The sequence below is a fragment of the Nocardia sp. NPDC020380 genome, from assembly GCF_044386975.1.
In the GTDB taxonomy this organism is placed as follows: domain Bacteria; phylum Actinomycetota; class Actinomycetes; order Mycobacteriales; family Mycobacteriaceae; genus Nocardia.
Window position 1 is genome coordinate 178,768 of the sequence record NZ_JBIRVQ010000005.1, and the last position, 24,190, is coordinate 202,957.

Annotated in this window: 26 protein-coding genes; 10 read left to right on the plus strand and 16 right to left on the minus strand. The window is 67.6% G+C overall.

The annotated features are described in order from the left end of the window. Positions 1 to 9 precede the first annotated feature (9 nt). Positions 10 to 420: a cupin domain-containing protein gene (locus ACH438_RS14735; protein ID WP_397005200.1), complete on the plus strand. Its 411-nt coding sequence runs from the start codon at positions 10 to 12 to the stop codon at positions 418 to 420. On the opposite strand, the gene ACH438_RS14740 is transcribed toward ACH438_RS14735, so the two are convergent. Both ACH438_RS14740 and ACH438_RS14745 read right to left on the minus strand, forming a co-directional pair. Then, positions 417 to 749, minus strand: a complete 333-nt coding sequence (locus ACH438_RS14740; protein WP_397005202.1) for a hypothetical protein — start codon at positions 747 to 749, stop codon at positions 417 to 419. The genes ACH438_RS14735 and ACH438_RS14740 overlap by 4 nt on opposite strands. Continuing rightward, the gene (locus tag ACH438_RS14745) at positions 749 to 1,960 is read right to left on the minus strand and encodes a Rieske 2Fe-2S domain-containing protein (RefSeq protein WP_397005204.1); all 1,212 of its coding nucleotides are present in this window, start codon (positions 1,958 to 1,960) and stop codon (positions 749 to 751) included. Before ACH438_RS14745 ends, ACH438_RS14740 begins: the two co-directional genes overlap by 1 nt. A 211-nt stretch (positions 1,961 to 2,171) precedes the next feature. On the opposite strand from ACH438_RS14745, the gene hsaA reads away from it, so the two are divergent. The 5 genes from hsaA (at position 2,172) to ACH438_RS14770 (ending at position 6,263) form a co-directional block, all read left to right on the plus strand. Then, positions 2,172 to 3,341, plus strand: coding sequence for a 3-hydroxy-9,10-secoandrosta-1,3,5(10)-triene-9,17-dione monooxygenase oxygenase subunit (gene hsaA, locus ACH438_RS14750; RefSeq protein WP_397005206.1), 1,170 nt, complete (start codon positions 2,172 to 2,174; stop codon positions 3,339 to 3,341). Positions 3,342 to 3,344: 3 nt separating this feature from the next. After that, positions 3,345 to 4,223 carry a 4,5:9,10-diseco-3-hydroxy-5,9,17-trioxoandrosta-1(10),2-diene-4-oate hydrolase gene (hsaD, locus tag ACH438_RS14755; protein WP_397005208.1) on the plus strand — a complete coding sequence of 293 codons (879 nt, stop codon included), beginning with the start codon at positions 3,345 to 3,347 and terminating at the stop codon, positions 4,221 to 4,223. 2 nt (positions 4,224 to 4,225) lie between these two features. Then, positions 4,226 to 5,125 carry an iron-dependent extradiol dioxygenase HsaC gene (hsaC, locus tag ACH438_RS14760; protein WP_397005210.1) on the plus strand — a complete coding sequence of 300 codons (900 nt, stop codon included), beginning with the start codon at positions 4,226 to 4,228 and terminating at the stop codon, positions 5,123 to 5,125. A gap of 6 nt (positions 5,126 to 5,131) precedes the next feature. Next, positions 5,132 to 5,704, plus strand: coding sequence for a 3-hydroxy-9,10-secoandrosta-1,3,5(10)-triene-9,17-dione monooxygenase reductase subunit (hsaB, locus tag ACH438_RS14765; protein ID WP_397005212.1), 573 nt, complete (start codon positions 5,132 to 5,134; stop codon positions 5,702 to 5,704). 175 nt (positions 5,705 to 5,879) lie between these two features. After that, positions 5,880 to 6,263, plus strand: coding sequence for a hypothetical protein (locus tag ACH438_RS14770; protein WP_397005214.1), 384 nt, complete (start codon positions 5,880 to 5,882; stop codon positions 6,261 to 6,263). A 2-nt stretch (positions 6,264 to 6,265) separates the two neighbouring features. Here the strand turns inward: ACH438_RS14770 and ACH438_RS14775 are convergent, their stop codons facing one another. From ACH438_RS14775 to ACH438_RS14785, 3 genes are all read right to left on the minus strand, one after another. Further along, entirely contained in the window at positions 6,266 to 7,198 is a 933-nt protein-coding gene (locus tag ACH438_RS14775; protein WP_397005216.1) for an AraC family transcriptional regulator, read from the minus strand. 26 nt (positions 7,199 to 7,224) lie between these two features. Next, positions 7,225 to 8,151, minus strand: coding sequence for an NADP-dependent oxidoreductase (locus ACH438_RS14780; protein ID WP_397005218.1), 927 nt, complete (start codon positions 8,149 to 8,151; stop codon positions 7,225 to 7,227). Between the two features lie 105 nt (positions 8,152 to 8,256). Beyond that, a complete protein-coding gene (locus ACH438_RS14785; protein ID WP_397005220.1) occupies positions 8,257 to 8,508 on the minus strand; it encodes a glutaredoxin family protein in 252 nt (83 codons plus the stop codon). A gap of 81 nt (positions 8,509 to 8,589) precedes the next feature. Here ACH438_RS14785 and ACH438_RS14790 point away from each other — a divergent pair, with 81 nt between their 5' ends. Then, positions 8,590 to 8,880, plus strand: a complete 291-nt coding sequence (locus ACH438_RS14790; RefSeq protein ID WP_397005222.1) for a DUF433 domain-containing protein — start codon at positions 8,590 to 8,592, stop codon at positions 8,878 to 8,880. Here ACH438_RS14790 and dmpG read toward each other — a convergent pair. Genes dmpG through ACH438_RS14805 form a run of 3 tightly spaced genes read right to left on the minus strand, consistent with a single transcriptional unit; the run spans position 8,870 to position 11,676 of the window. Then, positions 8,870 to 9,922, minus strand: a complete 1,053-nt coding sequence (gene dmpG, locus ACH438_RS14795) for a 4-hydroxy-2-oxovalerate aldolase (protein WP_397005224.1) — start codon at positions 9,920 to 9,922, stop codon at positions 8,870 to 8,872. The genes ACH438_RS14790 and dmpG overlap by 11 nt on opposite strands. A 13-nt stretch (positions 9,923 to 9,935) precedes the next feature. Further along, positions 9,936 to 10,844, minus strand: a complete 909-nt coding sequence (locus ACH438_RS14800; protein ID WP_397005226.1) for an acetaldehyde dehydrogenase (acetylating) — start codon at positions 10,842 to 10,844, stop codon at positions 9,936 to 9,938. Between the two features lie 46 nt (positions 10,845 to 10,890). Beyond that, positions 10,891 to 11,676, minus strand: coding sequence for a 2-keto-4-pentenoate hydratase (locus tag ACH438_RS14805; protein WP_397005228.1), 786 nt, complete (start codon positions 11,674 to 11,676; stop codon positions 10,891 to 10,893). Between the two features lie 167 nt (positions 11,677 to 11,843). Between ACH438_RS14805 and kstD the strand changes: the two genes are divergently transcribed. Both kstD and ACH438_RS14815 read left to right on the plus strand, forming a co-directional pair. After that, complete coding sequence (kstD, locus tag ACH438_RS14810; RefSeq protein ID WP_397005230.1) at positions 11,844 to 13,535, plus strand: 3-oxosteroid 1-dehydrogenase; 1,692 nt, start codon at positions 11,844 to 11,846, stop codon at positions 13,533 to 13,535. A gap of 372 nt (positions 13,536 to 13,907) precedes the next feature. Next, positions 13,908 to 14,771, plus strand: a complete 864-nt coding sequence (locus tag ACH438_RS14815) for a MaoC/PaaZ C-terminal domain-containing protein (RefSeq protein WP_397005232.1) — start codon at positions 13,908 to 13,910, stop codon at positions 14,769 to 14,771. Positions 14,772 to 14,929: 158 nt separating this feature from the next. Here the strand turns inward: ACH438_RS14815 and ACH438_RS14820 are convergent, their stop codons facing one another. After that, positions 14,930 to 15,964: an AraC family transcriptional regulator gene (locus ACH438_RS14820; RefSeq protein WP_397005234.1), complete on the minus strand. Its 1,035-nt coding sequence runs from the start codon at positions 15,962 to 15,964 to the stop codon at positions 14,930 to 14,932. Between the two features lie 196 nt (positions 15,965 to 16,160). Between ACH438_RS14820 and ACH438_RS14825 the strand changes: the two genes are divergently transcribed. After that, positions 16,161 to 16,532 (plus strand): hypothetical protein, encoded by a 372-nt coding sequence (locus tag ACH438_RS14825; protein WP_397005236.1) that lies wholly within the window; start codon positions 16,161 to 16,163, stop codon positions 16,530 to 16,532. A 445-nt stretch (positions 16,533 to 16,977) separates the two neighbouring features. On the opposite strand, the gene ACH438_RS14830 is transcribed toward ACH438_RS14825, so the two are convergent. From ACH438_RS14830 to ACH438_RS14860, 7 genes are all read right to left on the minus strand, one after another. After that, positions 16,978 to 17,397 (minus strand): hypothetical protein, encoded by a 420-nt coding sequence (locus ACH438_RS14830; protein WP_397005238.1) that lies wholly within the window; start codon positions 17,395 to 17,397, stop codon positions 16,978 to 16,980. Beyond that, the gene (locus ACH438_RS14835) at positions 17,394 to 18,668 is read right to left on the minus strand and encodes a DUF58 domain-containing protein (RefSeq protein WP_397005240.1); all 1,275 of its coding nucleotides are present in this window, start codon (positions 18,666 to 18,668) and stop codon (positions 17,394 to 17,396) included. The genes ACH438_RS14830 and ACH438_RS14835 overlap by 4 nt, the downstream gene beginning before the upstream one ends. A 7-nt stretch (positions 18,669 to 18,675) precedes the next feature. After that, positions 18,676 to 19,638 (minus strand): AAA family ATPase, encoded by a 963-nt coding sequence (locus tag ACH438_RS14840; RefSeq protein WP_397005242.1) that lies wholly within the window; start codon positions 19,636 to 19,638, stop codon positions 18,676 to 18,678. A 20-nt stretch (positions 19,639 to 19,658) separates the two neighbouring features. Next, complete coding sequence (locus ACH438_RS14845) at positions 19,659 to 20,162, minus strand: hypothetical protein (protein WP_397005244.1); 504 nt, start codon at positions 20,160 to 20,162, stop codon at positions 19,659 to 19,661. Positions 20,163 to 20,211: 49 nt separating this feature from the next. Continuing rightward, complete coding sequence (locus ACH438_RS14850) at positions 20,212 to 21,129, minus strand: DUF4129 domain-containing protein (RefSeq protein ID WP_397005246.1); 918 nt, start codon at positions 21,127 to 21,129, stop codon at positions 20,212 to 20,214. Between the two features lie 312 nt (positions 21,130 to 21,441). Next, positions 21,442 to 22,920 carry a UDP-glucose dehydrogenase family protein gene (locus ACH438_RS14855; protein WP_397005248.1) on the minus strand — a complete coding sequence of 493 codons (1,479 nt, stop codon included), beginning with the start codon at positions 22,918 to 22,920 and terminating at the stop codon, positions 21,442 to 21,444. Further along, entirely contained in the window at positions 22,920 to 24,023 is a 1,104-nt protein-coding gene (locus ACH438_RS14860; protein ID WP_397005250.1) for a glycosyltransferase family 4 protein, read from the minus strand. Before ACH438_RS14860 ends, ACH438_RS14855 begins: the two co-directional genes overlap by 1 nt. Positions 24,024 to 24,190: the final 167 nt, after the last annotated feature.

The window sequence follows — 24,190 nt, forward strand, 5'->3', positions numbered from 1 at the left end:
AGTGAAGTGATGAGCGAAGATCGTCCGAAGCTGGCTGAGGAACTGGATCTACTGCCGCATCCCGAGGGGGGCTGGTATCGCGAAACCTGGCGGAGCGGGATCGAATTCGAGCCGGAGGGCTACAAGGGTCCACGCGCGAGCGCTACCGCTATCTACTTCCTGTTATTGCCTGGCGAGAAGTCCGCGCCGCACACCGTGCAGTCGGACGAGATCTGGTTGTGGCATCGGGGTGGGCCCCTGCTCTTGAATATCGGGGGTGAGGAGATCGTCCTCGGTCCCGACGTGGAGCAGGGGCACCGGCCGCAAGCGATCGTTCCGGGCGGGATCAGTCAAGCTGCCCGGCCGGCGGGCGATGACTACGCGCTCGTGAGCTGCATCGTCGCACCGGGTTTCGACTTCGCGGACTTCCGTCTCGACTAATCGTCGATCCCGAGGAGACCCTCGGCCACCGCGTGGTCGATGGTCTTCTCGAGGTTGGGGCAGGTGTCGGGCTTCCCGAAAACGGGGTGGCCCTCCTCCGTCATCTTGCGGAAGACCGGGCAGGCTTCGGCCGGGTTGACCGTCCACTGCACGGTTTTCTGATTGCTGCTGTGCTTGCGCACGAGCACTTCGGTGCCGCAGGTGCGGCACGCGATGGGAGTCATGCCGGACTCCATGTAGTGCTCTTTGTCGAGAACCGTCTGGGCGCGCACCAGAGCCTGCTGGTCCGGACGGTCCGCGAAATCGGGTGCTTTCGCCCAGGTGGTCATCAGACGCTCGCCTCCTCGGAAGCGGTCTTGGCGGCTTCGGCTTCGGCGCGCTTGCGCAGGTTCTCGGCGACCTCCTTCTCCCAGGCCTCGTTGGCCTTGGAGGTGTCCACCTCGAATTCGAAGCGCTGCACCGACTTCGGATCGACCTCAGCGACGTCCACGTAGAACTGGTCGTACCAGCGGCGCAGCTGGTAGACCGGGCCGTCCTCCTCGGTGAGGAGCGGGTTGTCGATCTTGGACTTGTGCTTCCAGATCTCGACGTCCTGCAGGAAGCCCTGGCTGACGCCCTCGGTCATCTTGGCGGCGAAGCTCTGCGCCTGCTCGTCGGGCAGGCCCTTCGGCTTCTCCAGCGAGACGCCCCACTGCAGCACGAAGGAGTTCTGCGTGACGGGGTAGTGGCAGTTGATGAGGACGGTCTTGACCTCGTAGCCGCTGTAGACATTGAGCAGCGGGTTGATCATGTACGACGGCCCGAAGTACGAGGCCTCGGACTTGAGCAGCACATCGATGCCGTTCTCGGCGGCCTGGCCGATGTCGGGGCGGCCCTTGGTCTCCAGGTACTGGGTCGCGATGTGCCCTTCCAGGACGTTCTTGAAGTACGTCGGGAAGGCGTAGTGGATATAGAAGAAGTGCGCCATATCCACGACGTTGTCGATGATCTCGCGGCAGTTGGAGCCCTCGATCAGCAGCGAGTGCCAGGTCCAGTCGGTCCAGCCGTCGTTGAGCGACTCGGAGCTGCTGCCGTCGGCATTGGTGAACGGGCCCTCGATGTACGGGATGGTCACCTCGGCCGGGGGCTGGTTGCCCTCGTGGTCGTGCCAGACGAACAGCTGGCCGTTCCGTTCCAGGGTGGTCCAGGCCCGGGTGCGGGCCAGCGGGGGCACGCGCCGGGCGTAGGGGATGCCCGTGCACTTGCCGTCGCCGCCCCAGCGCCAGTCGTGGAACGGGCAGGCGATGGAGTCGCCCTTCACCTCACCCATGGAGAGGTCACCGCCGAGGTGGCGGCAGTAGGAGTCGAGAACCTTCAGTTCGCCCTTGCTGTCGGTGAATACGACCAGCTTGGTGCCGAAGATGTTGACCGCGTGCGGCTTACCGTCGCGGAAGTCCTTGGACAGGCCCAGGCAGTGCCAGCCCCGGGCATACCGGGTGGGCATGGAGCCCACGTCGATCTCGCGGACCTTCCCGCGGGGCCCCTGGGGGGTTGTCGCCATCGTTGTTCCTCCTCTGGGATTACTAGAACACGTTACAAAATTGCGTTCGCGAACGCCAGCGATACGCCCGACGACCAGGATGGGGGCACTCTGAGCTGGGTTTGAACACCGTTCTCGACAGGAATAGGAACGTGTTCTACTCTCAGGGACAAACGTGAACCGCTTCCCGAACGTTCATGAACACATGCACCAGGCAGGAGCAACTGGCGAGATGACGCAAGAAGTAATTGAGCGGGTCGAGGCGCTGCTGCCCACCCTGCGCGAGCGGGCCCAGGAGACCGAGGACCTGCGCCGTCTGCCCGAGCAGACCGTCAAGGACCTGCAGGCGACCGGATTCTTCAAGCTCGTCCAGCCGCGCCAGTGGGGCGGCTATGCCGCGGATCCGGTCGTCTTCTACGACACCGTCCGCAAGATCGCGAGCGCGTGCGGCTCGACCGGCTGGTGCGCCGGCATCCTCGGCATCCACAACTGGCACCTGGCGCTGTTCGACCAGCGCGCGCAGGAAGAGGTCTGGGGTGAGGACCCCGAGGTCCGCATCTCCTCCTCGTACGCCCCCATGGGCGCCGGCGTGGTGACCGAGGACGGCAGCGGCTACACCGTGAACGGATCGTGGGCCTGGTCCTCCGGCTCCGATCACGCCGACTGGGTGTTCGTCGGCGGTCCGGTGATCAAGAACGGCAAGCCGGTCGACTTCGGCTCGTTCCTCATCCCCCGCAGCGAATACAAGATCAACGATGTGTGGCACGTGGTCGGCCTGCGCGGCACCGGCTCGAACACCGTCGTGGTCGAGAACGTCTACGTGCCCCGGCACCGCTTCCTCAGCTTCAATGCCATGAGCGAGCTGAAAGCGCCCGGCCTGGAGCAGAATACGGATCCGCTGTACAAAATGCCGTGGGGCACCATCCATCCCGCGACCATCACCACGCCCATCATCGGCATGGGCTACGGCGCGTACGAGGCGCACGTCGAGCATCAGGGCAAGCGCGTGCGCGCCGCCTACGCCGGTGAGAAGGCCAAGGACGATCCGTTCGGCAAGGTCCGGATCGCGGAGGCCGCCAGCGATATCGACGCCGCCTGGCGTCAGGTGTCGGGCAATGTGGCCGACGAGTACGCGTTGCTGGTCGCGGGCAAGGACGTGCCGTTCGATCTGCGCGCCGCCGCCCGCCGCGACCAGGTCCGCGCCACCGGCCGGGTGATCGCCTCGATCGACCGGCTCTTCGAGGCCTCCGGCGCGACCGCGCTCGCCAACGGCACTCCGCTGCAGCGGTTCTGGCGTGACGCGCACGCCGGTCGCGTGCACGCCTCGCAGGATCCGGAGCGCGCCTACGTCATGTACGGCACGCACGCCTTCGGCCTGCCGATCACCGACACGATGGTGTAGCCGATGACCTCTGTCGGAGAGATCACCTTCGAATCCACCTCGCGCTACGCACAGGTGCGGCCGGACCTGAAGCTGCACTACCACGAGGCCGGGGTCGGCAACGGCCCCACCATCGTGCTGCTGCACGGCGGCGGACCGGGCGCGTCGTCCTGGTCCAACTTCGCCAGGAACATTCCGGTGCTGGCCAAGGACTTTCACGTCCTCGCCGTCGACCAGCCCGGTTTCGGGCTGTCCGACAAGCCGACCGAGCACCCGCAGTACTTCGTGCACTCGGCCTCGGCCCTGAACGATCTGCTCGACACCCTCGGCATCACCGAACGCGTGCACCTGCTGGGCAATTCGCTCGGCGGCGGAGCGGCCACCCGGTTCGCGCTGGACTACCCGGAGCGGGCCGGCAAGCTGGTGCTCATGGGCCCGGGCGGGCTCAGCACCAACCTGTTCGCGCCGGACCCCACCGAGGGCGTGAAACTGCTGTCCAAGTTCAACTTCGAACCCACGAAGGAGAACCTGGAGGCGTTCCTGCGCATCATGGTCTTCGACCAGAAGCTGATCACGCCGGAACTCGTCGAGGAGCGTTTCGCGTCGGCCTCGCAGCCGGAGTCCCTGGCCGCCACCCGTGCCATGGGCAAATCCTTCGCCGGACCGGATTTCGCCAAGGGCATGATCTGGCGCGACGCCTTCAAGTTGCGGCAACCTGTACTCATGATCTGGGGTCGCGAGGACCGGGTGAACCCGATCGACGGTGCTCTCGTAGCACTGAAGATGGTGCCGCGGGTGCAGCTGCACGTCTTCGGCGGCTGCGGGCACTGGGCGCAACTGGAGAAGTTCGACGAATTCAACCGCCTGGCAACGGACTTCCTGCTCGGCGTCAAGGAGAAGTGACGATGGGTATCAAGGCGCTCGGGTACATGCGCATCGAGGCCACCGATATGGCGGCCTGGCGCGAGTACGGGCTCAAGGTGCTCGGCATGATGGAGGGCAGCGGGGCCAACCCGGATGCGCTCTACCTGCGTATGGACGATTTCGCCGCGCGCCTGGTGATCGTGCCCGGTGAGAAGGACCGGCTGCTGGTCTCGGGCTGGGAGGTCACCGACGCGCCCGCGCTGCAGCGGCTGCGGGAGACGTTGTCCAAGAACGGGGTGGCGTTCACCGAGGGCACCAAGGAGGAGCTCGACGAGCGCCGCGTGGAGGGCATGATCCGATTCCAGGATCCCTCCGACAACACGCTGGAGGCCTTCTACGGCGCGCAGTACCTGGGCCGCCGGTTCGTCAGCCCCTACGGCCACAAGTTCGTGACCGCCGAGCAGGGCCTGGGCCACGTGGTGCTCACCTGCACGGATGATGCCGCGGCGCAGGCGTTCTACCAGGATGTGCTGGGCTTCCGGCTGCGTGACTCCATGCGGCTGCCCCCGCAGCTGGTGGGCCGCCCGGCCGACGGCGATCCGGCCTGGCTGCGGTTCTACGGCTGCAATCCGCGGCATCACGCGCTGGCGTTCCTGCCGCTGCCCAATCCGACCGGCATCGTGCACCTGATGGTCGAGGTGGAGAACTCCGACGATGTCGGGCTCTGCCTGGACCGCGCCATTCGCAAGAAGGTGAAGATGTCGGCCACGCTGGGCCGGCACATCAACGACAAGATGCTGTCGTTCTACATGAAGACGCCGGGCGGATTCGATATCGAATTCGGCTGCGAGGGTTTGGAAGTCGACGATCACTCGTGGATCGCGCGGGAATCCACCGCGGTCTCGCTGTGGGGTCACGACTTCACGGTCGGGTTCAAGTAGGCGGCCATGACAACGACGGATCCCGTGATCGACCCTCGCGCCTTCCGGAATGCGCTGGGCTCGTTCTGCACCGGCATCACCGTCATCACCACGCTCGACGGTGACGGCAACCCGATCGGCTTCGCGTGCCAGTCGTTCGCGGCGCTGTCCCTCGATCCGCCGCTGATTCTCTTCTGCCCCACCAAGGAATCGCGTTCCTGGGCGGCGATCGAGAAGAACGGCAAGTTCTGCGTGAACATGCTGGCCGAGGAACAGCAGCCGGTGTGCGCGCGGTTCGGCTCCCGGGAACCGGACAAGTTCGCCGGAGTCAGCTGGCGCACAGGCGAATTGAACGTCCCGATCCTCGACGACGCCCTGGCCACGATCCAGTGCACTGTGGACAGGGTCGTCGACGGCGGCGATCACTACATCGTGATCGGCCGAGTACAGGCCCTGTCGGAGTCCAAGGACTCCGGCAGGCCCCTGCTCTTCTATCGCGGGCAGTACACCGCCATCGAACCGGAGAAGTCGACGCCCGCCCCGTGGCGCGCCGACCTCGAGCATTTCCTCACGACCACCACATTGGACACCTGGCTGTAAGCGAAACGCTAGCAATCGAAAAGGGCCCGAGCGGATGATTTGATCCGCTCGGGCCCTTTGGTTAGGGTCGGTGCGTTCCGCCGCCACCGTGGCGCCGGAATTGTGTTCTCTTCCACGGGGGTTGGCCATCATGGCATTCCGCAAATCTACCATTCAGAAGCAAATCGCCGAGAAAATGACCGAATTCGCGCCGCCCGGCGAGCAGATGCAGGTCGCCTTCCAGGCCATCACCGGACCGAGCCCGTGGGTGGACGATCTGCCCTACGTGCGTCTCGTCATGATCTTCCTGCGCAAGTACTACTTCGTCGTGCTGACCCAGACGTCCGTGGTCATCGTCGAATGCAGCAAGTGGACCGGGCGTCCCACGAATTTCATTTCCGCCGAACACTTCTCGACCGCGCAGTTCGCCGATATGCAGATCAATTCGATCTGGTCCAAGGTGTACTACCGGCTGCCGAATACCGCGGAGCCGGAGCGCCTCAATGTGCACCGCCGCTGGCGCACCGAACTCGACGCCCTGGTGTCGCGGCTGCCGCAGCGCCCCTACTCCGCCGCCTGATTTCAGGCCGCCGTACGAGCCTGGCGCCGGTATTGTCCCGGCGCCAGGCCGTATTCGCGTTTGAACGCCTTACCGAAGGCGAATTCGGAGCTGTAGCCCGCGCGGGTGGCGACGGCGCCGACCGGAATATCGTCCTCGCGCAACAGCCGGGCCGCGGTGGTCAGCCGCCAGCGGGTCAGATAGGCCAGCGGGGGCTCACCGACCATGCTCGTGAACTTGCGGGCGAACGCGGCGCGGGACAGACCCGACCGATCCGCCAGCGACTGCACGGTCCAGCCCGCGGACGGATCCTCGTGCATGGCCTCCAGGGCCGGCGCGACGGCCGGATCCCGCAGCGCCGCAGCCCATCCCGCCGCCTCCGACTGCGGCTGCTCCTCCACCCAGGCGCGCAGGATGTAGAGCAGGAGCGAGTCGATGAGCGCGGGCACGATGCCGTAGGAACCGATGCGCGGGCTGTCGAGTTCCGCGCTCAGCAACTGGATCGCGGCGGCCAGTTCCGGATGGCGGCCGTGCCGGGCGGGCAGATGGACCACCTCGGGCAGCTGCCGCAGCAAGGGATGCGGGCGCTGCCCGTCGAGATGGTAGTTGCCGCAGAGCAGGCTGGTGGCGGGGCCGTCACCGCCGATCTGCAGCGCGCCCACCGGCGGGCGCGCGGTGTACTGCTCCGGCTGCGGAAGCTGCGCCGGGGTGTCCGGATGGTCCACCAGGAGGTGGCCGGAACCGTCCCGCACGAAGACCACATCGCCGGGGCCGAGCGCGATCGGCGCGGTGGTCTGCTCCGTCGGGTAGATCCAGCAGGTGCCGTGCAGCACCACGTGGAATCCGGCGCCCGCGGTGGCCGGCAGCCGCAGTCCCCAGGGCGCCCGCCCGTCGGTGCGCACCGAATTGGGCGCACCGGTCCGCATCGAGGCCAATGCCTCACTGAGAACGTCCATCCCGGTCTCCTCTCCGGTGCGGCGGGTCAGCCGACGGTCAGCACGACCTTGCCGACGGTATCGCCCGCGGCGACCAGCTCATGCGCCTTGCCCGCGTCTTCCAGCGGCAGTGTGGCGGCGATGACCGGACGCAGTTTACCGGCGTCGACCAGTTCCGCGATGGCCTCCAGCCCCGCGTAGTCCGGTTCCACCGAGATGCCGACGAAGCGACGGCCCGACGCCTTCACGGTGGCCTCCAGCTCCGGGTTCACGTGCTCGAGAATGGTCACCAGTGTTCCGCCCGGCTTCAGCACCGACAGCGACCGCGCACCGTCCGCGACGGAGTCGAAGACGATATCGACATCCTTCACTACTTCGGTGAAATCCGTTGTGCGGTAATCGATCACCTCGTCGGCGCCGAGCGACTTCACGAAATCGTGCTTACCCGCACTGGCCAGCGCGATCACATACGCGCCGCGCGCCTTGGCGATCTGGACGGCCAGGTGCCCGACCCCGCCGGCGGCCCGGTGGATCAGCACCCGATCGCCTGCCCCGACCCCGGCCTTGTCCACGAGTCCCTGCCAGGCGGTGAGCGCGGCCAGCGGCAGTGCGGCGGCCTCGACATGGTCGATCGACTTCGGCTTCCGCGCCAGCTGCCGGGACGGCGCCGCAATGTATTCGGCGTAAGCGTTGGCGGCCCGCGGGAAGAACGGCATGCCGTAGACCTCTTCCCCGATCTCGTACCGCGCCCCCGGCCCCGTCGCCTCGACCACACCGGAGATATCCCAGCCGACCCCGAACGGCGGCTGCCCCAACAGCGGGAACGCCCCCGACCGCACCGCCAGATCCACCGGATTGATCGCGCTGGCATGCACCCGCACCAGCACCTCGCCCGACAACAGAGCCGGCTTCTCGACCTCGACCACTTCCAGTACCTCGGGGCCGCCGAAGGTCTGCTGGATCACCGCGCGCATTGTCTTCTCCTCTGCCGCTTGTCCGCCGGGGGTTTCCGGCGAACCGAACGAGGACAACGTTAGGCAGCAGCGGCAAGACTCTGAATGGCTGAAAATCTCGTGTTTTTATCCAGGCGTATCGCCGGTGAGACGTGCGGCCAATTGCGCATTGGTCGGCTCCACCAGCACCGCGCCGTCGGGGAACACGACGACCGGAATGTTCTGCCGCCCACCGGCCAGCTCGATCGCGCGATCCCGGGCCGCGTCGTCCTGCTCGACATCCACCTCGGTGAACGCCACCCCGTGCTCCCGGAACCAGACCTTCGCGCGCCGGCAGTCGCCACACCAGTCCGCCCCGTACATCACGATCTCGTCCATGCATCGACCCTAGGCCAACCTCACAGAGCGGGGTCACCGCTACCTCAGAGTTCGATTACGGTCCGTCCCTAGGCTTCGGGGATGTCCTTCCTCCATCGCATCACCCTCGAGCCGGGCGTCTGCCACGGACAGCCCATCATTCAGGGCACCCGCTACCCCGTCACCCTCATCGTGGACCTGCTCCGCGCCGGAGTGAGCGCCGACGAGGTCCTCACCGACTGTCCCGGCCTGACCCGCGAGGATCTGGTGGCGGCCATGATGTGCGCGACACTGCTCACGACGCCGGAAAAACACCGGGCCGCAACCGAATTCGGTTGCGGCCCGGCGACTGATCCCGCGGGGATCGGTGCTGCTTCGGAGGTCAGGCGGTGACGGCTGCCTTTTCGCGCTGGAGTTCCAGGGCGATATCGATGAGCTGGTCCTCCTGGCCGCCGACGAGCTTGCGCTTGCCCGCGCGGACGAGCATCTCGGCGGCGGAGACGCCGTAGCGTTCGGCCTGGCGTTCGGCGTGCCGGAGGAAGGAGGAGTAGACGCCGGCGTAGCCCATCATCAGGGCCTGGCGGTCGAGGAGGCATTCGCTCGGCATGGCCGGGCGCACAACGTCTTCCGCGGCGTCCGTGACGGCGTAGAAGTCGACGCCGGTCTTGATGCCGAGCTTGTCGCAGACGCCGATGAAGGCCTCGACGGGGAGGTTGCCCGCGCCCGCGCCGAAACGCCGTGCGCTGCCGTCGATCTGGGTGGCGCCGGCGCGGACCGCGTACACCGAGTTGGCGACGGCCAGGCCCAAGTTCTCGTGGCCGTGGAAGCCTACCTGCGCGTCATTGCCGAGTTCGGCGACCAGGGCCGAGACACGGTCCGTGACCTGGTCCAGCACAAGGGCACCCGCGGAGTCGACGACGTAGACGCATTCGCAGCCCGCGTCGGCCATGATGCGGGCCTGTTTGGCGAGGTTCTCCGGAGTGGTGCTGTGCGCCATCATCAGGAAGCCCACGGTCTCCAGGCCGAGTTCGCGGGCCAGGCCGAAGTGCTGGATGGAGACGTCGGCCTCGGTGCAATGGGTGGCGATGCGGCAGATGCTCGCGCCATTGTCCTGCGAGATCTTGATGTCTTCCTTGACGCCCACGCCGGGCAGCATCAGGAAGGCGATCTTGGCCTGCTTGGCGGTCTCCGCGGCGGCCTTGATCAGTTCCTGCTCAGGGGTTTTGGAGAAACCGTAGTTGAACGAGGAACCGCCGAGGCCGTCACCGTGGGTGACCTCCAGGACGGGCACGCCGGCCGCGTCCAGGGCGCCGACGATATCGCGGACCTCCTGGACGGTGAACTGGTGGCGCTTGTGGTGCGAACCGTCGCGCAGCGAGGTGTCGGTGACCCGCACATCGAGTTCGCCCGAGTAGGGCTTCAGGACATTGCTCATTAGATGAAACTCCTTACACCCGAGCCGAAATGATCTGGTCGGCCAGCACGTCACCCACGCGGGTGGCGGCGGCCGTCATGATGTCGAGGTTGCCCGCGTAAGGCGGCAGGAAGTCGCCCGCGCCCTCGACCTCCACGAAGATCGAAACCTTCGCCATGCCACCGGAAACCAGCGACGGCTCGTCGAACTGCGGCTCGTTGAGCAGGCGATAGCCGGGCACGTATTCCTGGATGGACTTCTCCATCTCGTGGATGGAGGCGGCGATGGCATCGCGGTCCGCGTCCTCGGGGATGGCGCAGAAGATGGTGTCGCGCATGATCATCGGCGGCTCGGCCGGGTTCAGGATGATGATGGCCTTGCCACGCTGTGCGCCGCCGATGGTTTCGACGCCCTTAGAGGTGGTCTTGGTGAATTCGTCGATATTGGCGCGGGTTCCGGGCCCGGCCGACACCGAGGACACCGAGGCCACGATCTCGGCGTACGCGACGGGAACGACCCGCGACACCGCGGCCACCATGGGAATGGTCGCCTGACCACCACAGGTGATCATGTTGACGTTCGGGGCATCCCGCAGCGAATCGAGGTTCACCGGCGGAATCACGGCCGGGCCGACCGCGGCCGGGGTGAGGTCGACGGCACGGATGCCCGCGGCCTCGTACTTCGGCGCGTACGCGCGGTGCACGTAGGCCGAGGTGGCCTCGAACAGCAGGTCCGGCTTCTCCGGCAGCGCGAGCAGCCAATCGGCGCCCTCCGCGGAGGTTTCCAGGCCCAGGCCGCGAGCACGCTTGAGGCCCTCGGAATCCGGGTCGATGCCGATCATCCAGCGCGGCTCGATCTTCTCCGAGCGCAGCAGCTTGTACAGCAGGTCGGTGCTGATATTGCCGGAGCCGACGATCGCGGCGGTGACTTTGCTTGCCGTCACGGCATTCTCCTACTCGAAAGTCTCTATCTCAGCTGAAACGGCTGCGCTAGACGAAACGCAGGTGGACGGAACCGAGTCCAGCGAACTCGGCGGTGAAGTCGTCGCCCGGTCGGGCGTCGATGGCGCGGGTGCAGGAACCCGGAAGGACGATGTCGCCCTTCTTCAGGCGCACCCCGAACGAGGCGACCTTGCGGGCCAGCCACGCCACGGCAATGGTGGGATCACCCAGCACGGCGTCGGAGCGGCCCTCGGCCACCACCTCGCCATTGCGGGTCAGGGTCGCGTCGATCTTCTTGATGTCCAGCTCACCCGGCGCGACCCGTTCCGGTCCGAGCACCCAGCCCGCCGACGAGGCATTGTCGGCGATGGTGTCGCACAGGGCGATCTTCCAGTTCTTGATGCGGGTGTCGATGAGCTCGAGCGAGGGCGCGTAGGCGACGGTCGCGGCGAGCACGTCCTCCTCGGTGCAGTCCTCGCCCGGCAGATCCGCGCCGAGAATGAAGGCGACCTCGACCTCCACCCGCGGGTAGAGGTACTTGGCCGATTCCACCGAAACGTCTTCGAAGACTTCCATTTCCGCGAGCAGATGCCCGTAGTCGGGTTCGTCGACGCCCATCATCTGCTGCATGGCCTTGGACGAGAGTCCGACCTTGTGCCCGATGACGCGGGCGCCACCGTCGACCCGCCCGCGAATATTGCGCAGCTGGATCTCGTAGGCATCGACCACGTCGATATCCGGATACCGCGCGACCAGCGGGTCGATCGCGACGCGATCCCGCTCGGCGACAGCGAGCTCTTCTGCCAGTTCACTCCGTAGCGCGTCGGTCAGCACGCTTTGTCCTTCCAGTTGGATGGGCCGGCCGGTGGCCAAGACCCGGGCGTTAGCTTCCAGGTCGCGGTTACGAGACTAGAAACTGAAACGAGTTTTTGTGAAGAACATCGCTTCAGCCGTCCCATCTGCCAGACCAAGATAGACCAAACCAGGATTGATTCTATAACGTGTTCTACATGACTGATCGGGATTATGACGTCGTGGTGGTCGGCAGCGGTGCCGCCGGCATGACCGCCGCCCTCACCGCAGCACACCACGGTCTGCGCACGGTGCTCATCGAGAAGGCCGCGCACTACGGCGGCTCGACCGCACGTTCCGGCGGCGGCGTCTGGATTCCCGGCAACAAGGTGCTGAAGGCCGCGGGCCGCGGCGACGACCTCGAAGAGGCGCGGACGTACCTGTACAGCATCATCGGCGACGTGGTGCCCAAGGAGAAGATCGACACCTACCTGGCCCGCGGCGCCGAGGCCTTCGACTTCGTGCTCGACCACTCGCCGCTGAAGATGACCTGGGTCCCCGGCTACTCCGACTACTACCCGGAGGCACCGGGCGGCAAGGCGGACGGCCGCTCCTGCGAGCCCAAGCCGTTCGACACCAAGATCCTGGGCGAGGAGCGCTTCAAGCTGGAGCCGCCCTACAGCAAGGCGCCGCTGAACGTGGTCGTCACCCAGGCGGACTTCAAGAAGCTCAACCTGATTCGCCGTCACCCCTCCGGCATCGCCCGCGTCATGCGGGTCGGCGCGCGCTGGGCGTGGGGCAAGGCCACCGGCAAGGCGCTGGTCGGCATGGGCCAGGCCATCATCGCGGGCATGCGCAAGGGGCTCATCGACGCGAATGTGCCGGTGCTGCTGGACACTCCGCTGAAGTCCCTGGTCATCGAGAACGGCGTGGTCACCGGCGTCGAGGCCGAGCAGCACGGCGAAACCGTCCGGTTCAACGCCAAATTCGGTGTGATCCTGGCCAGCGGCGGCTTCGAGCACAACGACGATATGCGGCACAAGTACCAGCGTGAGCCCATCACCACCGAATGGACCACCGGCGCCAAAGCCAATGAGGGCGACGGCATCCGCGCGGGCATGGAGGCGGGCGGCGCCATCGATTTCATGGAGGACGCCTGGTGGGGTCCGACCACGTTCAAGGGCACGGGCAAGCCGTGGTTCGCACTGGCCGAACGCAATCTGCCCGGCAGCATCATGGTGAACAACGACGGCAAGCGATTCGGAAATGAGTCCGCTCCTTACGTCGAGGCCGTGCACACCATGTACGGCGGCGAATATGGACAGGGTGAGGGCCCGGGCGAGAACGTGCCGTGCTGGCTGGTGTTCGACAATCGCTACCGGAGTCGCTACATCTTCGCCGGTTTGCAGCCTGGCCAGCGGATTCCGTCCCGCTGGATGGAAAACGACCTGATCGTCATCGCCCCGACGCTGTCCGAGCTGGCCGAGAAGATCGGCGTCTCCGCCGAGACCCTGGCCGATACCGTGCAGCGCTTCAACGGCTTCGCCGAGACCGGCAAGGACGAGGACTACCACCGCGGCGACAGCGCCTACGACCGCTACTACGGCGACCCGACCATCAAGCCGAACCCGTGCCTGAACAAGCTCGAGGTCGGCCCGTTCTACGCGGTGAAGATGGTCCCCGGCGACCTCGGCACCAAGGGCGGTCTGGTCACCGACAACGAGGCCCGGGTGCTGCGCGAGGACGGCTCGATCATCGAGGGCCTCTACGCCGCCGGCAACAGCTCCACCCCGGTGATGGGCCACACCTACGCGGGCCCCGGCGCCACCATCGGCCCGGCCATCACCTTCGGCTACCTGGCCGCCCTGGACGCCGCCGCGAAGGCGAAGTCCGGCAGCTAGGCCACCCAGTCGTCCCGAACCGTCCCAACCCGGTTCGGGACCGGGTCCGGGCGCGGTACCGGGTCACATCGAACCCGCGCCCGACCCGTCCGCCGCGCCGCCGGAACGCTCTATCCCGGCGGCGCGGCGGCCCCGCACAACTGAACACCGCCGCTTCCGGCGCGCTCTCTCACACTCGGCGCGCCGGAAGCGGAACCCCGCCGCGGGCCGTCACGTCCGATCCGAGTCGGCCGCACCGCCGGATGCCCCGCGATCGGCTGTCCCGCCGAGCGGGCGTGGCTCTTGCCGCGGCGCGGTCCGCGGCCGCACTATCGGAGCAGAGTGGGGCTCGCCGCTGGTGGGCGGGCGCCCGCCGAATACGAGGAGAACTTCATGCCTATCGATCCGAACATCGCGCTCGGCGCGCAGTTGCCGACGGTGGTGTTCAGCTGGTCGCCGGCCGAGCCGCAGCTCTACCACCTGGCGCTGGGCGCGGGCGCGCGCTGGACCGATCCGGCCGAGCTGCGCTACCTGGACGACCGTGCGCCGCAGGTGCTGCCGACGTTCGCGACGGTGGCGCCGTTCTTCCACGAGACCGAGCCGCCGCAGGTGAAGTTCCCGGGCATCGATATCGACCTCGCGAAGGTGGTGCACGGCAGCCAGGAGATCGTGGTGCACCGGCCGATTCCGGCGTCCGGCAAGGCGACCTTCGAGCGGCGCATCACCGAGATCTGGGACAAGGGCTCGGCGGCCGTCATCTGGCAGGAGCACACCGCCACCAGCGATGACGGCGAATTGCTGTGGACCGCACGGTCTTCCATCTTCGCCAAGGGCGAGGGCGGGTTCGGCGGCGAGCGCGGGCCGTCCGCCAAGACCGAATTGCCGGATCGTGCACCGGATTTCGAGGTGCTGACGCCCACGCTGCCGCAGCAGGCGCTGCTGTACCGCATGTGCGGTGACCGCAATCCGCTGCATTCGGATCCGGAATTCGCCCGGAATGCCGGATTCCCCGATCCGATCCTGCACGGCCTGTGCACCTACGGCCTGGTGTGCAAGGCGGCCACCGACGCCGTGCTGAATTCGGACGCGACCCGGGTGACCGGTTTCCGCGCCCGCTTCGCCGGCGTGCTCTACCCGGGCGAGACCATTCGCAGCCGAATCTGGCAGTCGGAGGGCGAATTGACCATTGCGGCAACCGTGGTCGAGCGCGACGACGCGCCCGTCCTCGGCGATGTGGTGCTCAGTTACACCGGATAAACAAGACAAACTTGCCGAATCAGGCGGGCCGCGATCGGATTTCGGTCGCGGCCCTTCGGTATTCGGTCAGCCTCCGGGGCCCGCTTGCGGACCGTGCGCCGACTCGGGCAAACCTCGGGAAGCCCGCCGCACGAATGCACAATCCCTGGTGCGTCCGCTCAGACACGAATGGAAACGCGCCCGCGGTTCTCCCGGGCGAAAAGTCCCGGGCTCTGTCCCTTCCAGGATCGGAAGGCGGAGGTGAAGGCCGAGACGCTCGCGTATCCCAGGCGGATCGCGGCCTGTTCCACCGTCATTCCGGCCACCAGCAACTCTTCGGCCAGCAGGCCGACGGTCTCGGTGGAGAGCTCCCGGAAAGTCGTGCCCTCATCGGCGAGCCGGCGGCGCAGGGTGCGCACACTGATGTCCAGTTCGGCCGCGATGCGCGCCTGATCGGCGACCCCGCCGCGGGAGATCAGCAACTGCCGCACCTGACCGCTGATGCCCCGGCGGCGCTTGCGGCGCTGCATGAGGTCGGCGCACTGCTGCTCGTAGAAGCGGGCGGTGGCCGCATTCGCTTGCGGCAGTGGCAAAGTCTGCATACCGGACGGTCCGGTCACCACCGAGCGCTGCGCATTGAAGACCACCTCTTCCACACCCAGCATGGCGCCGAACATCTCGTAGACCGGATGCGGCGGGAAGGCCACCGCCACCCGGGTGATCGGCGGCCGCATGGGCATGACGTCCTGCTGAATCGTCCAGATGGCGGCCACATCTCGCTCCACCGCGAAGCGCCGCACCTCCGGCGGGACGCCGCTGTCGTCCCGCACGATCGACACCTCCCCGCCATTGATGACGAGGTGATGCCGGGCGACGGTGAAGGACAGATCGGCGTAGCGCAGGGCCAGATCGACCGCGTCGCGCACCGTCGGGCAGCTCATGAGCGCGAAGCCCAGCACGCCGAGACTCGGTGGATGACAGAGCAATCCGGCCATCAGCCCCATACCGGGCTCGTCGCCGACACCGGCCACCACATTGCGCATGAGGGCCAGTTCCTGTCCGAGGGTGATCTCCGCGGTCGAGTCCACCAGGTCCTTCTCGCGAATCCCGGTGTCCCGCAATAAGCGGGGCAGCGCCAGACCGCGGGCCGTCGAGAACTCGACCAGCAGTGCCGCACTGGTGATGGAGCGCAGTTGACCCTGACCGTCCGTCACCTGCGAATGGTCGCAAACTTTCAGCGTGTCCGTATCCGGAACCGGTCGGTAAGTTGCTGAAAGAGGCCGAAATTCGGTTGTTTCTGACCCAGCAGACACTGGCAGAAGTAACGTCTCAGGACATACGGTGAATATCTAGCTAACCAACTGAATATCTTGGGTCTCTACTACCGATTGATACGGAGAAGGTGAACCAATGGCCGCCTGGCAGGTGTTCACGGCCACTCTCGCAACCCTCACGATCATGGCGATCGCCATCGTGAGTCTGCATCACCCCCATCAAGATCCCGACAGACTGTCCGTCGACCGGATACGGGAACGAATCAGCAATGAGCGCAGTGCGTTACCCGTGAAGGCCGGGACCGATACCGCGAAGACCCTGTCAGCCACCTCGGCATGGTCGCATCTCGCTCCCGACCACCCGCTCGACGTCTCGGAAGCCCACCGCGCCATGCAGCAGCACCGCCGCTGCCCGGTGGCCGAATGTGCGCGCAAGGCCGCGGCCTTCCGGGCGCTCGTCGAGGCGGGCCGCATCAAGCCGACCCGCATGCCCCCGGCCATGCAATAGGCGAATCCCGCTCACAACCCACCGAGGAATGTGGGCGGGACGGCGGCGACCAACCAGACCCCGTTGGTGCTGACCCGGAACTCGTGCCCAGCGCGCCGCATGGCGGCCGCGTCCACGGTCAGCACCACGGGCTCTACTTTCTGCCCTCCGCTTCGCTCCGGGCGGGTTCGCGGCCCTGAAGTCTCGATTCTTCCCTCCCTCCGCTCCTCCGCTTCGCTCCCCCGCTCCACTCAGTCCAGAATCGAGACGGCCGCGAACCATTAAGGCTGCGCACTTCATCGAACTCGAAGCACCGCTTGTTGTTTCCGGCGACCATCTCATGAGGTCGGTGTGAGCGAGCAACGCGGTCCTGCCGCGCGAAACCCGCCGGTAGGTCCCCCGAGCGCCGCCTATCCGCAGATCCTGCTCGATGTATTTGAACCCGTCGGTATCGGGTTCGCTTGCATCATCCGTCCACTAGGCCACGGACGATCAAGCCGTACAACAGGATTACCGCGATCGGCGCGGCGATGGGGATCCATGCCACACCCGTGGGCAGCAGGGTCGCGGCCCCCGCGGCGACGGTGAAGACCAGGGCGCCCGCCACCGACGGAATCGTCGTCGGCACCACCCCGACCGGCGCCGAGACGGTGGCCGTATTCAGCAGATATGTGGTCGCCACCAGTCCGATCGCACCCGCCACCAGGGCGCCGGGCCCATCGAAGGCCAGCACGCCCACGGCCACCAGCACCGCCGCCACCGCGCTCACCCGCCAGCGCCAGCCGGCCACCACCAGCACCAGCGCGGGCGCCACCGCCCACGGCTGCACCAGCCCGACCGCGAGGGTCAGCAGCAGTCCGGACAGCACCGCGAGGAATCTGGTCATCGGCGTACCCGCACGGTCCGCCGATGCTCGGGCAGCAGCCGCATGACCTGATCCAGCCGGGTGCCCTCCGGCCACGGCACGATGTCCACGCCGACGGTGCCCATATCGCGGTACATCGCCGTGCGCTCCAGCTGCCACATGCGCGCCAGCGTGGAATCCAGGCCCTGATGGAACGGCGGCCCGCGCAGCACGTCCACCACCACGACCACGTGCCCGCGCTTGCGCAGATCGATGAGCGACAGCGCGAACTGGGTGTCCAGCAGCGTGGAGAACGCCACCACCACCGCGCCGATCGGCACCGCCGCGTGCGGCGCCAGGGTGCCCTCGGTCATGATGTGCTCGTCGCCCACATCCAGCACCGTGTCGACGATGCGATAGAACTGCCGGCGGCCGATGTCCGGCCGCAGCCAGCGCGGCGAACGGCCCAGGGCGACAACGGCGGTGCGGTCACCGGCCTGCAGCGCCGACTGCGCCACCTGCGCCGCTCCGCGCACCGACAGCTCCAGCGATTCCGAGGCCGGTCCGGGCGCCTGCAGCGAAGTGTCCACCAGCACAACGACATCCGCCGCCCGGTTGGTGAACCGCTCGGTCACGAACAGCTGCCCGCGGCGCGCGCTCACCGGCCAGTTCACCGTGCGCAGTTGATCACCCGGCGTATAGGCCCGGATATCCGCGTATTCCACGCCCGGTCCGTGCCGCCGGGTCAGGTGCGTGCCCATGCGCTCGGGAAGTTCGGTGCGCGGCAACCGCATCCGCTGTGGATCGGTGATCGGGTACACGTAGACCTCGCCCGCGGGCAGTTGCACCGACGCCACCGCCAGCCCGGCCGGGCTCAGCGCCGTCACCCGCATGGGCACCGGATACCGGCCCCAGCGCGGCGCGGACAGCGCCAGCCGCAGACCGGCCGGCGCGGTCCCGGAGTCGACGGTCTCCTCCACCTGGGATTCCATGCCCGGCACCGCTTCCGAGTGCAGGCGCAGCAGTGCGTGCCCGGTCTCCACGAAGGCGGCCGCGGTGAGCACCACCTCCTCCGTCTCGAAGCAGCGCAGCACGCCCGCGCCGTCCACCTGAATCCTGGTGCGCGACAACTGGAGTGGCGCCGTGGCGAGCACGCCCAGCATGGGCGCGGCGAACACCACCAGCTGCCACCGGCCCAGCACGATCGCCAGCACCAGCGCGGGGATCGACGCCACCGCCAGCATGAACACCAGTGGCGCGGGCCGCCAGCGCAATTCGGTCTCGGAGGTGGCGGTGGTATCGCGATGCTTCATGCGCGCCTCACGCCGAGGTGGCGCGCGGGACGGGCAGACGGCGCAGCAGTTCGGCGATCACGTCCTCGCCGCGGATGCGGCGGACCCACATCTCCGGGCGCAGCGTGATGCGGTGCGCCATGGCCGGAACCGCCAGCGCCTTCACATCTTCCGGGACCACGAAGTCGCGATTGTTGAGCAGCGCCCGGGCCCGGGCCATCTGGACCAGGTCGAGTTCGGCGCGGGGGCTGGCGCCGACCTCCACCTGCGGGTGTCCCCGGGTGGCGGCGGCCAGCGAGACCACATAGCCGACCACATCGGGATGCACGGTCACGTATTCGACGGCCTGCCGCATCTCCAGCAGGCCGGTGGCATCCACCACCTGGCCGATCTGGGCCGGTTGCGAACCGCGTTCCAGGCGCCGGCGGATCATGCTCATCTCATCGGATTCGGACAGGTAGCCGAGCCGCAACTGCATGGCGAAGCGATCCAGCTGGGCCTCGGGCAGCGGGTAGGTGCCCTCGTATTCGATGGGGTTGTCGGTGGCCATGACGATGAAAGGATCCGGCAGCGGGAAGGTTTCGCCGTCGATGGACACCTGCCCCTCGGCCATGGCCTCCAGCAGCGCGGCCTGTGTCTTGGGCGGGGTGCGGTTGACCTCGTCGGCCAGCAGCATGTTCGTGAAGACCGGGCCGCGGCGGAAACTGAAGCGGCCGGAATGCATGTCGTAGATGGTGGAGCCGATCAGGTCCGCGGGCAGCAGATCCGGCGTGAACTGCACCCGGGTGAAGTTCAGCCCCAGCGCCGCCGCGAACGACCGCGCGATGAGGGTTTTGCCCAGTCCGGGCAGATCCTCGATGAGGATGTGCCCACCGGCCAGTACCGCGATCATGATCAGCTGCAGTTCGTCCCGCTTGCCGACCACGACCCGGGACATTTCGCGCAGTACGGCGTCGGTGCGCTTGATGGTCAGATCCATCGGTGATGTCATCGCATGTCTCGCATCTCGTCTCACATGGTCTGTAGGCGGCGCAGGATCTCGTCCAGGGCGGCGCGGCCGGGGGCCTTGCCCTCCTGGTCCCTCAGCGCCGAATTCGCCGGATCCACCCAGCGCCACAGTTCGGGGCCGAATTGCAGCTGACCGGCGGTCTCCAGCGCCCGCCGGTTCTTGGCCATGCGATGCCCGCTGGTCAGCTCGAATTCCTTGGCGAGCAGGGGGCGCAGATGGCGGTCCCATTCGGCGCGCGAACCCTCGGACCGGTCCGCCAGCATGCTGGCGCGCGCCTCCCAGCGGCGCAGCATCTCCGCCGGGCCGTTGTCGATCTCGTGATCGGCCGGGCCCTGCGGGGCGATCCGGCGCGAACGCTGCACCAGCGACCAGACCAGCAGGCCGAGCCCGCCCGCCACCGGCAGGCCCGCCACCGGGAGCAGGGTGTCGCGCTGATTGCCGAAGGCGAGGAATTCGAAGAGCGCGGCCAGCACCACCGCACCGATCACGATCGCGATCCGGTTCATCGGCGGACTCCTATCCGTTCCGGCCGAAGAAGTACTGTGGCAACGGTTCTCATACCGGCTGCCCTTGCAGATCGGCCAATACGATTCGCAGCAGTTGCTCGGCCCGCATGCGCTGCCACTCCAGCATGGAGTGCGGGCTGAAGCGGGCCTCCTCGAACAGCGCCACCAGTTCCCGCGCCGACGCGTCGTGCAGGAAGCCGCGATCGAAGGCGCGGGCCAGCACCTCGGACGGGGTGTCCGAGGCCAGCGGCGCCACCTCCCGTGCCTGTCCCAGACCGCTTTCCATGGCCACGTAGCAGGCGATGATGGCGGTGCGCGGGTCCTGGCCGGGCGCGATCATGGCCGCCAGGCCCATCTCCGCGACCTTCGCCAGCGACACCATCTCGGTCTCCGCGGCGGGGGTGAACACGCCGGGCTGCGGTGCCGGTCGCCGGGTGGTGCCGAGCGCGACGACCACCAGCCCGGACATCGCCACCAGCACCAGCACCCCCGCGCTGATGCCCACGATCAGCAGCGCGGTTCCGCCCAGCGGGGGCTGCTGATTCGTATCCGGCGCCGGCGGAACGGTTTCCGCCGGATTCGCGGTACCGGTCGCCGGGGCCTGCGTGGTCGCGGCCTGCGTGTGCTTGCCGGGTCCGGCGACGTACACGGAGAGGATCGAGGCCGCCAGCAGTCCCACCGCGGCGATGCCGATGAGCACCAGCAGGCCGAGGCCGCCCAGCCGCCAGGAGCGGCGATCGGGTTTGCGATCCGGTTCGGGCATGGACAGCGGCAGCCGATGCTGACTGTTGATGACGCCGGCGGCCAGGATCACGATCGACACCAGGAACAGCACCGGCATGAGCGCGAGGCTCACCGCGGAAGGCGTATGGGGGGCTTTCGGACCGCCGGTGCCGGGGATGTAGCCGCGCAGGGCGACGACGGCCAGCACCAGCAGGGCGATCAGCCCGACCGCGCGCGATGCCACCGTCCCGACCCCAGTCACCGAGCACCCCCAACCAGAGTTCCGCCTAAATCAGGCACATAGTTACATGCCAAGCGGTTTCTCAGGTCGAAAACGACGAACACGGCTCACATACACTTCGAACATATATCGGCACCGGTCATGAGGGAAACCAAATCTACCCGGATTCACCTGTGACCACCGACAATTCGCCGATCAGACGTCCGATGATTTCACGCCGATTCATGACAGAAGAGACGGCATGGGGCCACCGGCACGAACGGTCCGTACGGAGTTTCCGTACGGACCGTTCGTGCCACGCGGTACTGGAATCGATCAAGCGGTCCGGCGCACCCGGGCACGCAGTCGCGTCAACGCCGAAGTGGTCCAGGGCTCCTGCACCGTCTGGGTGATCGGCACGACCCGGTCGATACGCGCCGGAGCGGATTCGATGCGCGCCGGCGCCGGACGTGGTTCCACCAGGCGGCCGAGCGAACGGAAATCCCAGCCCGCCGCCAGCCACGGCGCCGGATCGAGGGTATTGCGGGCATCGATGATGGTGCGGCCGCGCGCCACCGACCGCAGGAAAGCCGGGTCCAGCTCGCGGAATTCGCTCCACTCGGTCAGGTGCAGCACCACATCGGCCCCGTGCAGCGCCGCCGCCGCGTTCGGCGCGTACACCAGCTGCGGGGCCACCGCCCGCGCGGGAACCGTTGCGGCCGGATCGAATACGGTCACCTCCGCGCCCGCGGCGTGCAGGCGGGCCGCGACATCCAGCGCCGGCGAATCACGGACATCGTCGGACAGCGGCTTGAAGGCCGCGCCCAGCACCCCGACCCGCCCCAGCACACCCACCGCGCGACCCCAGCGGGAAGCGCTGCCGCGCAGGATGTCCAGGGTGTCGGTGACCACCCGCTCGCGGCGGCGCAGGTTCACCGCGTCGATATCGCGCAGGAAGTCCACCGACTCCCCCGCCCCGAGTTCGGTGGCGCGGGCGATGAGCGCGCGGATATCCTTGGGCAGACAGCCGCCGCCGTAACCCAGTCCGGCGCCGAGGAACTTGCGGCCGATGCGGTCGTCGTGGCCGAGCGCCTCGGCCAGCAGCGTCACATCCGCGCCGGTCAGCTCGCACAGTTCGGCCATGGCATTGATGAAGGAGATCTTGGTGGCCAGGAAGGCGTTGGCCGACACCTTGATCAGTTCGGCGGTCGGCATATTCGTGATCACCACGGGGGCGCCCCCGGCGATCGGCGTCGAATAGACCTGGCGCAGCGCCCATTCCGCGTCCGGCGTGGTGACGCCGAAGACCAGGCGGTTCGGGTGCAGGGTGTCGTAGACGGCGTGCCCCTCGCGCAGGAACTCCGGGTTCCAGGCCAGATCCACCGAAATACCCTCGGGCGCAAGCTCGGCGATCCGCTCGGTCAGCGCCTCCGCGGTACCCACCGGCACCGTGGACTTGCCGACGATCAGGCAGTTGCGGGTCAGGTGCGGCACCAGCCCGTCCAGCGCGGAGTACAGCTGCGACAGATCGGCCGCGCCGTTCGCGCCGGGCGGTGTTCCCACGCACAGGAAGTGGATGTCCGCGAACCGCGCGGCCTCGACCAGCGAGGTGCCGAAACGCAGCCGCCCGGCCGCCACGTGGCCGGACAGCAGCTCGGGCAGTCCAGGCTCGTGGAACGGCACCCGGCCGGCGGACAGTGCCGCCGCCTTGGCCGGATTGTTGTCCACGCCCAGGGTTTCGAAGCCGAGTTCGGCCATGCCCGCGGCATGCGTGGCGCCCAGATAGCCGGTGCCGATGACGGAGATGCGGAGCATCAGGAGGCCTCCTTGGTGAGCGGCTCACGGAGCTCGCCGGACGCTTCCGGCAGCAGTCGCTCCGCGATGACCTCGCGGTAGTGGCGAATCAGAAGGTCGTTGACGGCCGCCCAGGAGCGGTCCTTGACGCTGCGTTGCGCGGTCGCCGCGGTCTGCTCGCGCAGTTCCGCGTCGTCCACCAGGCGGCGCACCAGGCCGGTCATGGCCTCCGCGTCGCCGGGCGGGTAGAGGAAGCCGGCGCCGGGCGAGACCACGTCGATCGGGCCGCCCGCGCGGGGCGCGACCACGGGCACGCCGGAGGCCATGGCCTCCTGCGCTGCCTGGCAATAGGTTTCGTGCCGGCCGGTGTGCACGAAGACGTCCAGCGTGGCGTACGCCGCGCCGAGTTCGTCACCGTGCAGCACGCCCAGGAATTCGGCCTGCGGCAGCAGCTTCCGCAGGTGCTTCTCCTCGGGCCCGCCGCCGACGATGATCAAGCGCACCCCGGGCAGCGCCTGCACGTGGGTGAGCAGTTCGAGTTCCTTCTCCGGGGCGAGCCGGCCGATATAGCCCACCAGCAGTTCGCCATTGGGGGCGAGCCGCCGGTGCAGTTCCTCCGACCGCCGGAACGGCCCGAACTGCTGCAGATCCACGCCGCGCGGCCAGCGTGCCAGCCCCGGAATGCCCATGAGCTCCAGCTGCCGCAGGCTCGCCGTGGAGGGCGCGAGCGTGCGGTCCACCCGCAGATGGATGCGGCGGGTGAGCGCGGTCATGGTGCGGACGCCGCCGGGCAGGTCGTAGCGCTCGGCGAAACCCACCAGATCGGTCTGATAGATGGCGACGGTCGGGATGCCCAGCTCGTTGGCGACCTTCGCCGCCTGGTAACCCAGCGTCGCCGGGGAAGCGATGTGCACGACATCCGGCTGGAACTCCCGGATGATCTTGCGCAAACGACGCCGGGTCTCCAGGCCGATACGGAAATCCCGATAGAAAGGAAGCCGGGCCCCGCGCACCACATGGACGCGGAACCCGGCATACTTCTCCGGCCCGGTAGGCGCCAGTAGCACCGCCTCGTGGCCCTTGGCCGCCAGATGGTCCAGCACTCGCCGAACGGAATTGGTCACGCCGTTGACCTGGGGAAGAAAGGACTCGGCGACGACCAGGACACGCAACCGGGGACTTTTCCGGATGCCAGGGTTACTCGGTATGCTCGGGTTCCGCGGCTCGGAATCCCTTGCCTGCTCGCGGATTCGCATCGGTCCCCTCCGGTTCGGTGCTGCTCCTGATTGCA

Bases quoted from the DNA above. Each gene is read 5' to 3' on its own strand.
- ACH438_RS14785 (WP_397005220.1), bottom strand. From the start codon at position 8,508: ATGGACGAGATCGTGATGTACGGGGCGGACTGGTGTGGCGACTGCCGG.
- ACH438_RS14815 (WP_397005232.1), top strand. From the start codon at position 13,908: ATGCCTATCGATCCGAACATCGCGCTCGGCGCGCAGTTGCCGACGGTG.
- ACH438_RS14840 (WP_397005242.1), bottom strand. From the start codon at position 19,638: ATGACATCACCGATGGATCTGACCATCAAGCGCACCGACGCCGTACTG.
- ACH438_RS14830 (WP_397005238.1), bottom strand. From the start codon at position 17,397: ATGACCAGATTCCTCGCGGTGCTGTCCGGACTGCTGCTGACCCTCGCG.
- ACH438_RS14825 (WP_397005236.1), top strand. From the start codon at position 16,161: ATGGCCGCCTGGCAGGTGTTCACGGCCACTCTCGCAACCCTCACGATC.
- ACH438_RS14845 (WP_397005244.1), bottom strand. From the start codon at position 20,162: ATGAACCGGATCGCGATCGTGATCGGTGCGGTGGTGCTGGCCGCGCTC.
- ACH438_RS14735 (WP_397005200.1), top strand. From the start codon at position 10: ATGAGCGAAGATCGTCCGAAGCTGGCTGAGGAACTGGATCTACTGCCG.
- ACH438_RS14835 (WP_397005240.1), bottom strand. From the start codon at position 18,668: ATGAAGCATCGCGATACCACCGCCACCTCCGAGACCGAATTGCGCTGG.
- hsaD (WP_397005208.1), top strand. From the start codon at position 3,345: ATGACCTCTGTCGGAGAGATCACCTTCGAATCCACCTCGCGCTACGCA.
- dmpG (WP_397005224.1), bottom strand. From the start codon at position 9,922: ATGAGCAATGTCCTGAAGCCCTACTCGGGCGAACTCGATGTGCGGGTC.
- ACH438_RS14780 (WP_397005218.1), bottom strand. From the start codon at position 8,151: ATGCGCGCGGTGATCCAGCAGACCTTCGGCGGCCCCGAGGTACTGGAA.
- ACH438_RS14770 (WP_397005214.1), top strand. From the start codon at position 5,880: ATGACCGAATTCGCGCCGCCCGGCGAGCAGATGCAGGTCGCCTTCCAG.
- ACH438_RS14790 (WP_397005222.1), top strand. From the start codon at position 8,590: ATGTCCTTCCTCCATCGCATCACCCTCGAGCCGGGCGTCTGCCACGGA.
- hsaA (WP_397005206.1), top strand. From the start codon at position 2,172: ATGACGCAAGAAGTAATTGAGCGGGTCGAGGCGCTGCTGCCCACCCTG.
- ACH438_RS14740 (WP_397005202.1), bottom strand. From the start codon at position 749: ATGACCACCTGGGCGAAAGCACCCGATTTCGCGGACCGTCCGGACCAG.
- ACH438_RS14775 (WP_397005216.1), bottom strand. From the start codon at position 7,198: ATGGACGTTCTCAGTGAGGCATTGGCCTCGATGCGGACCGGTGCGCCC.
- hsaB (WP_397005212.1), top strand. From the start codon at position 5,132: ATGACAACGACGGATCCCGTGATCGACCCTCGCGCCTTCCGGAATGCG.
- ACH438_RS14745 (WP_397005204.1), bottom strand. From the start codon at position 1,960: ATGGCGACAACCCCCCAGGGGCCCCGCGGGAAGGTCCGCGAGATCGAC.
- hsaC (WP_397005210.1), top strand. From the start codon at position 4,226: ATGGGTATCAAGGCGCTCGGGTACATGCGCATCGAGGCCACCGATATG.
- ACH438_RS14855 (WP_397005248.1), bottom strand. From the start codon at position 22,920: ATGCTCCGCATCTCCGTCATCGGCACCGGCTATCTGGGCGCCACGCAT.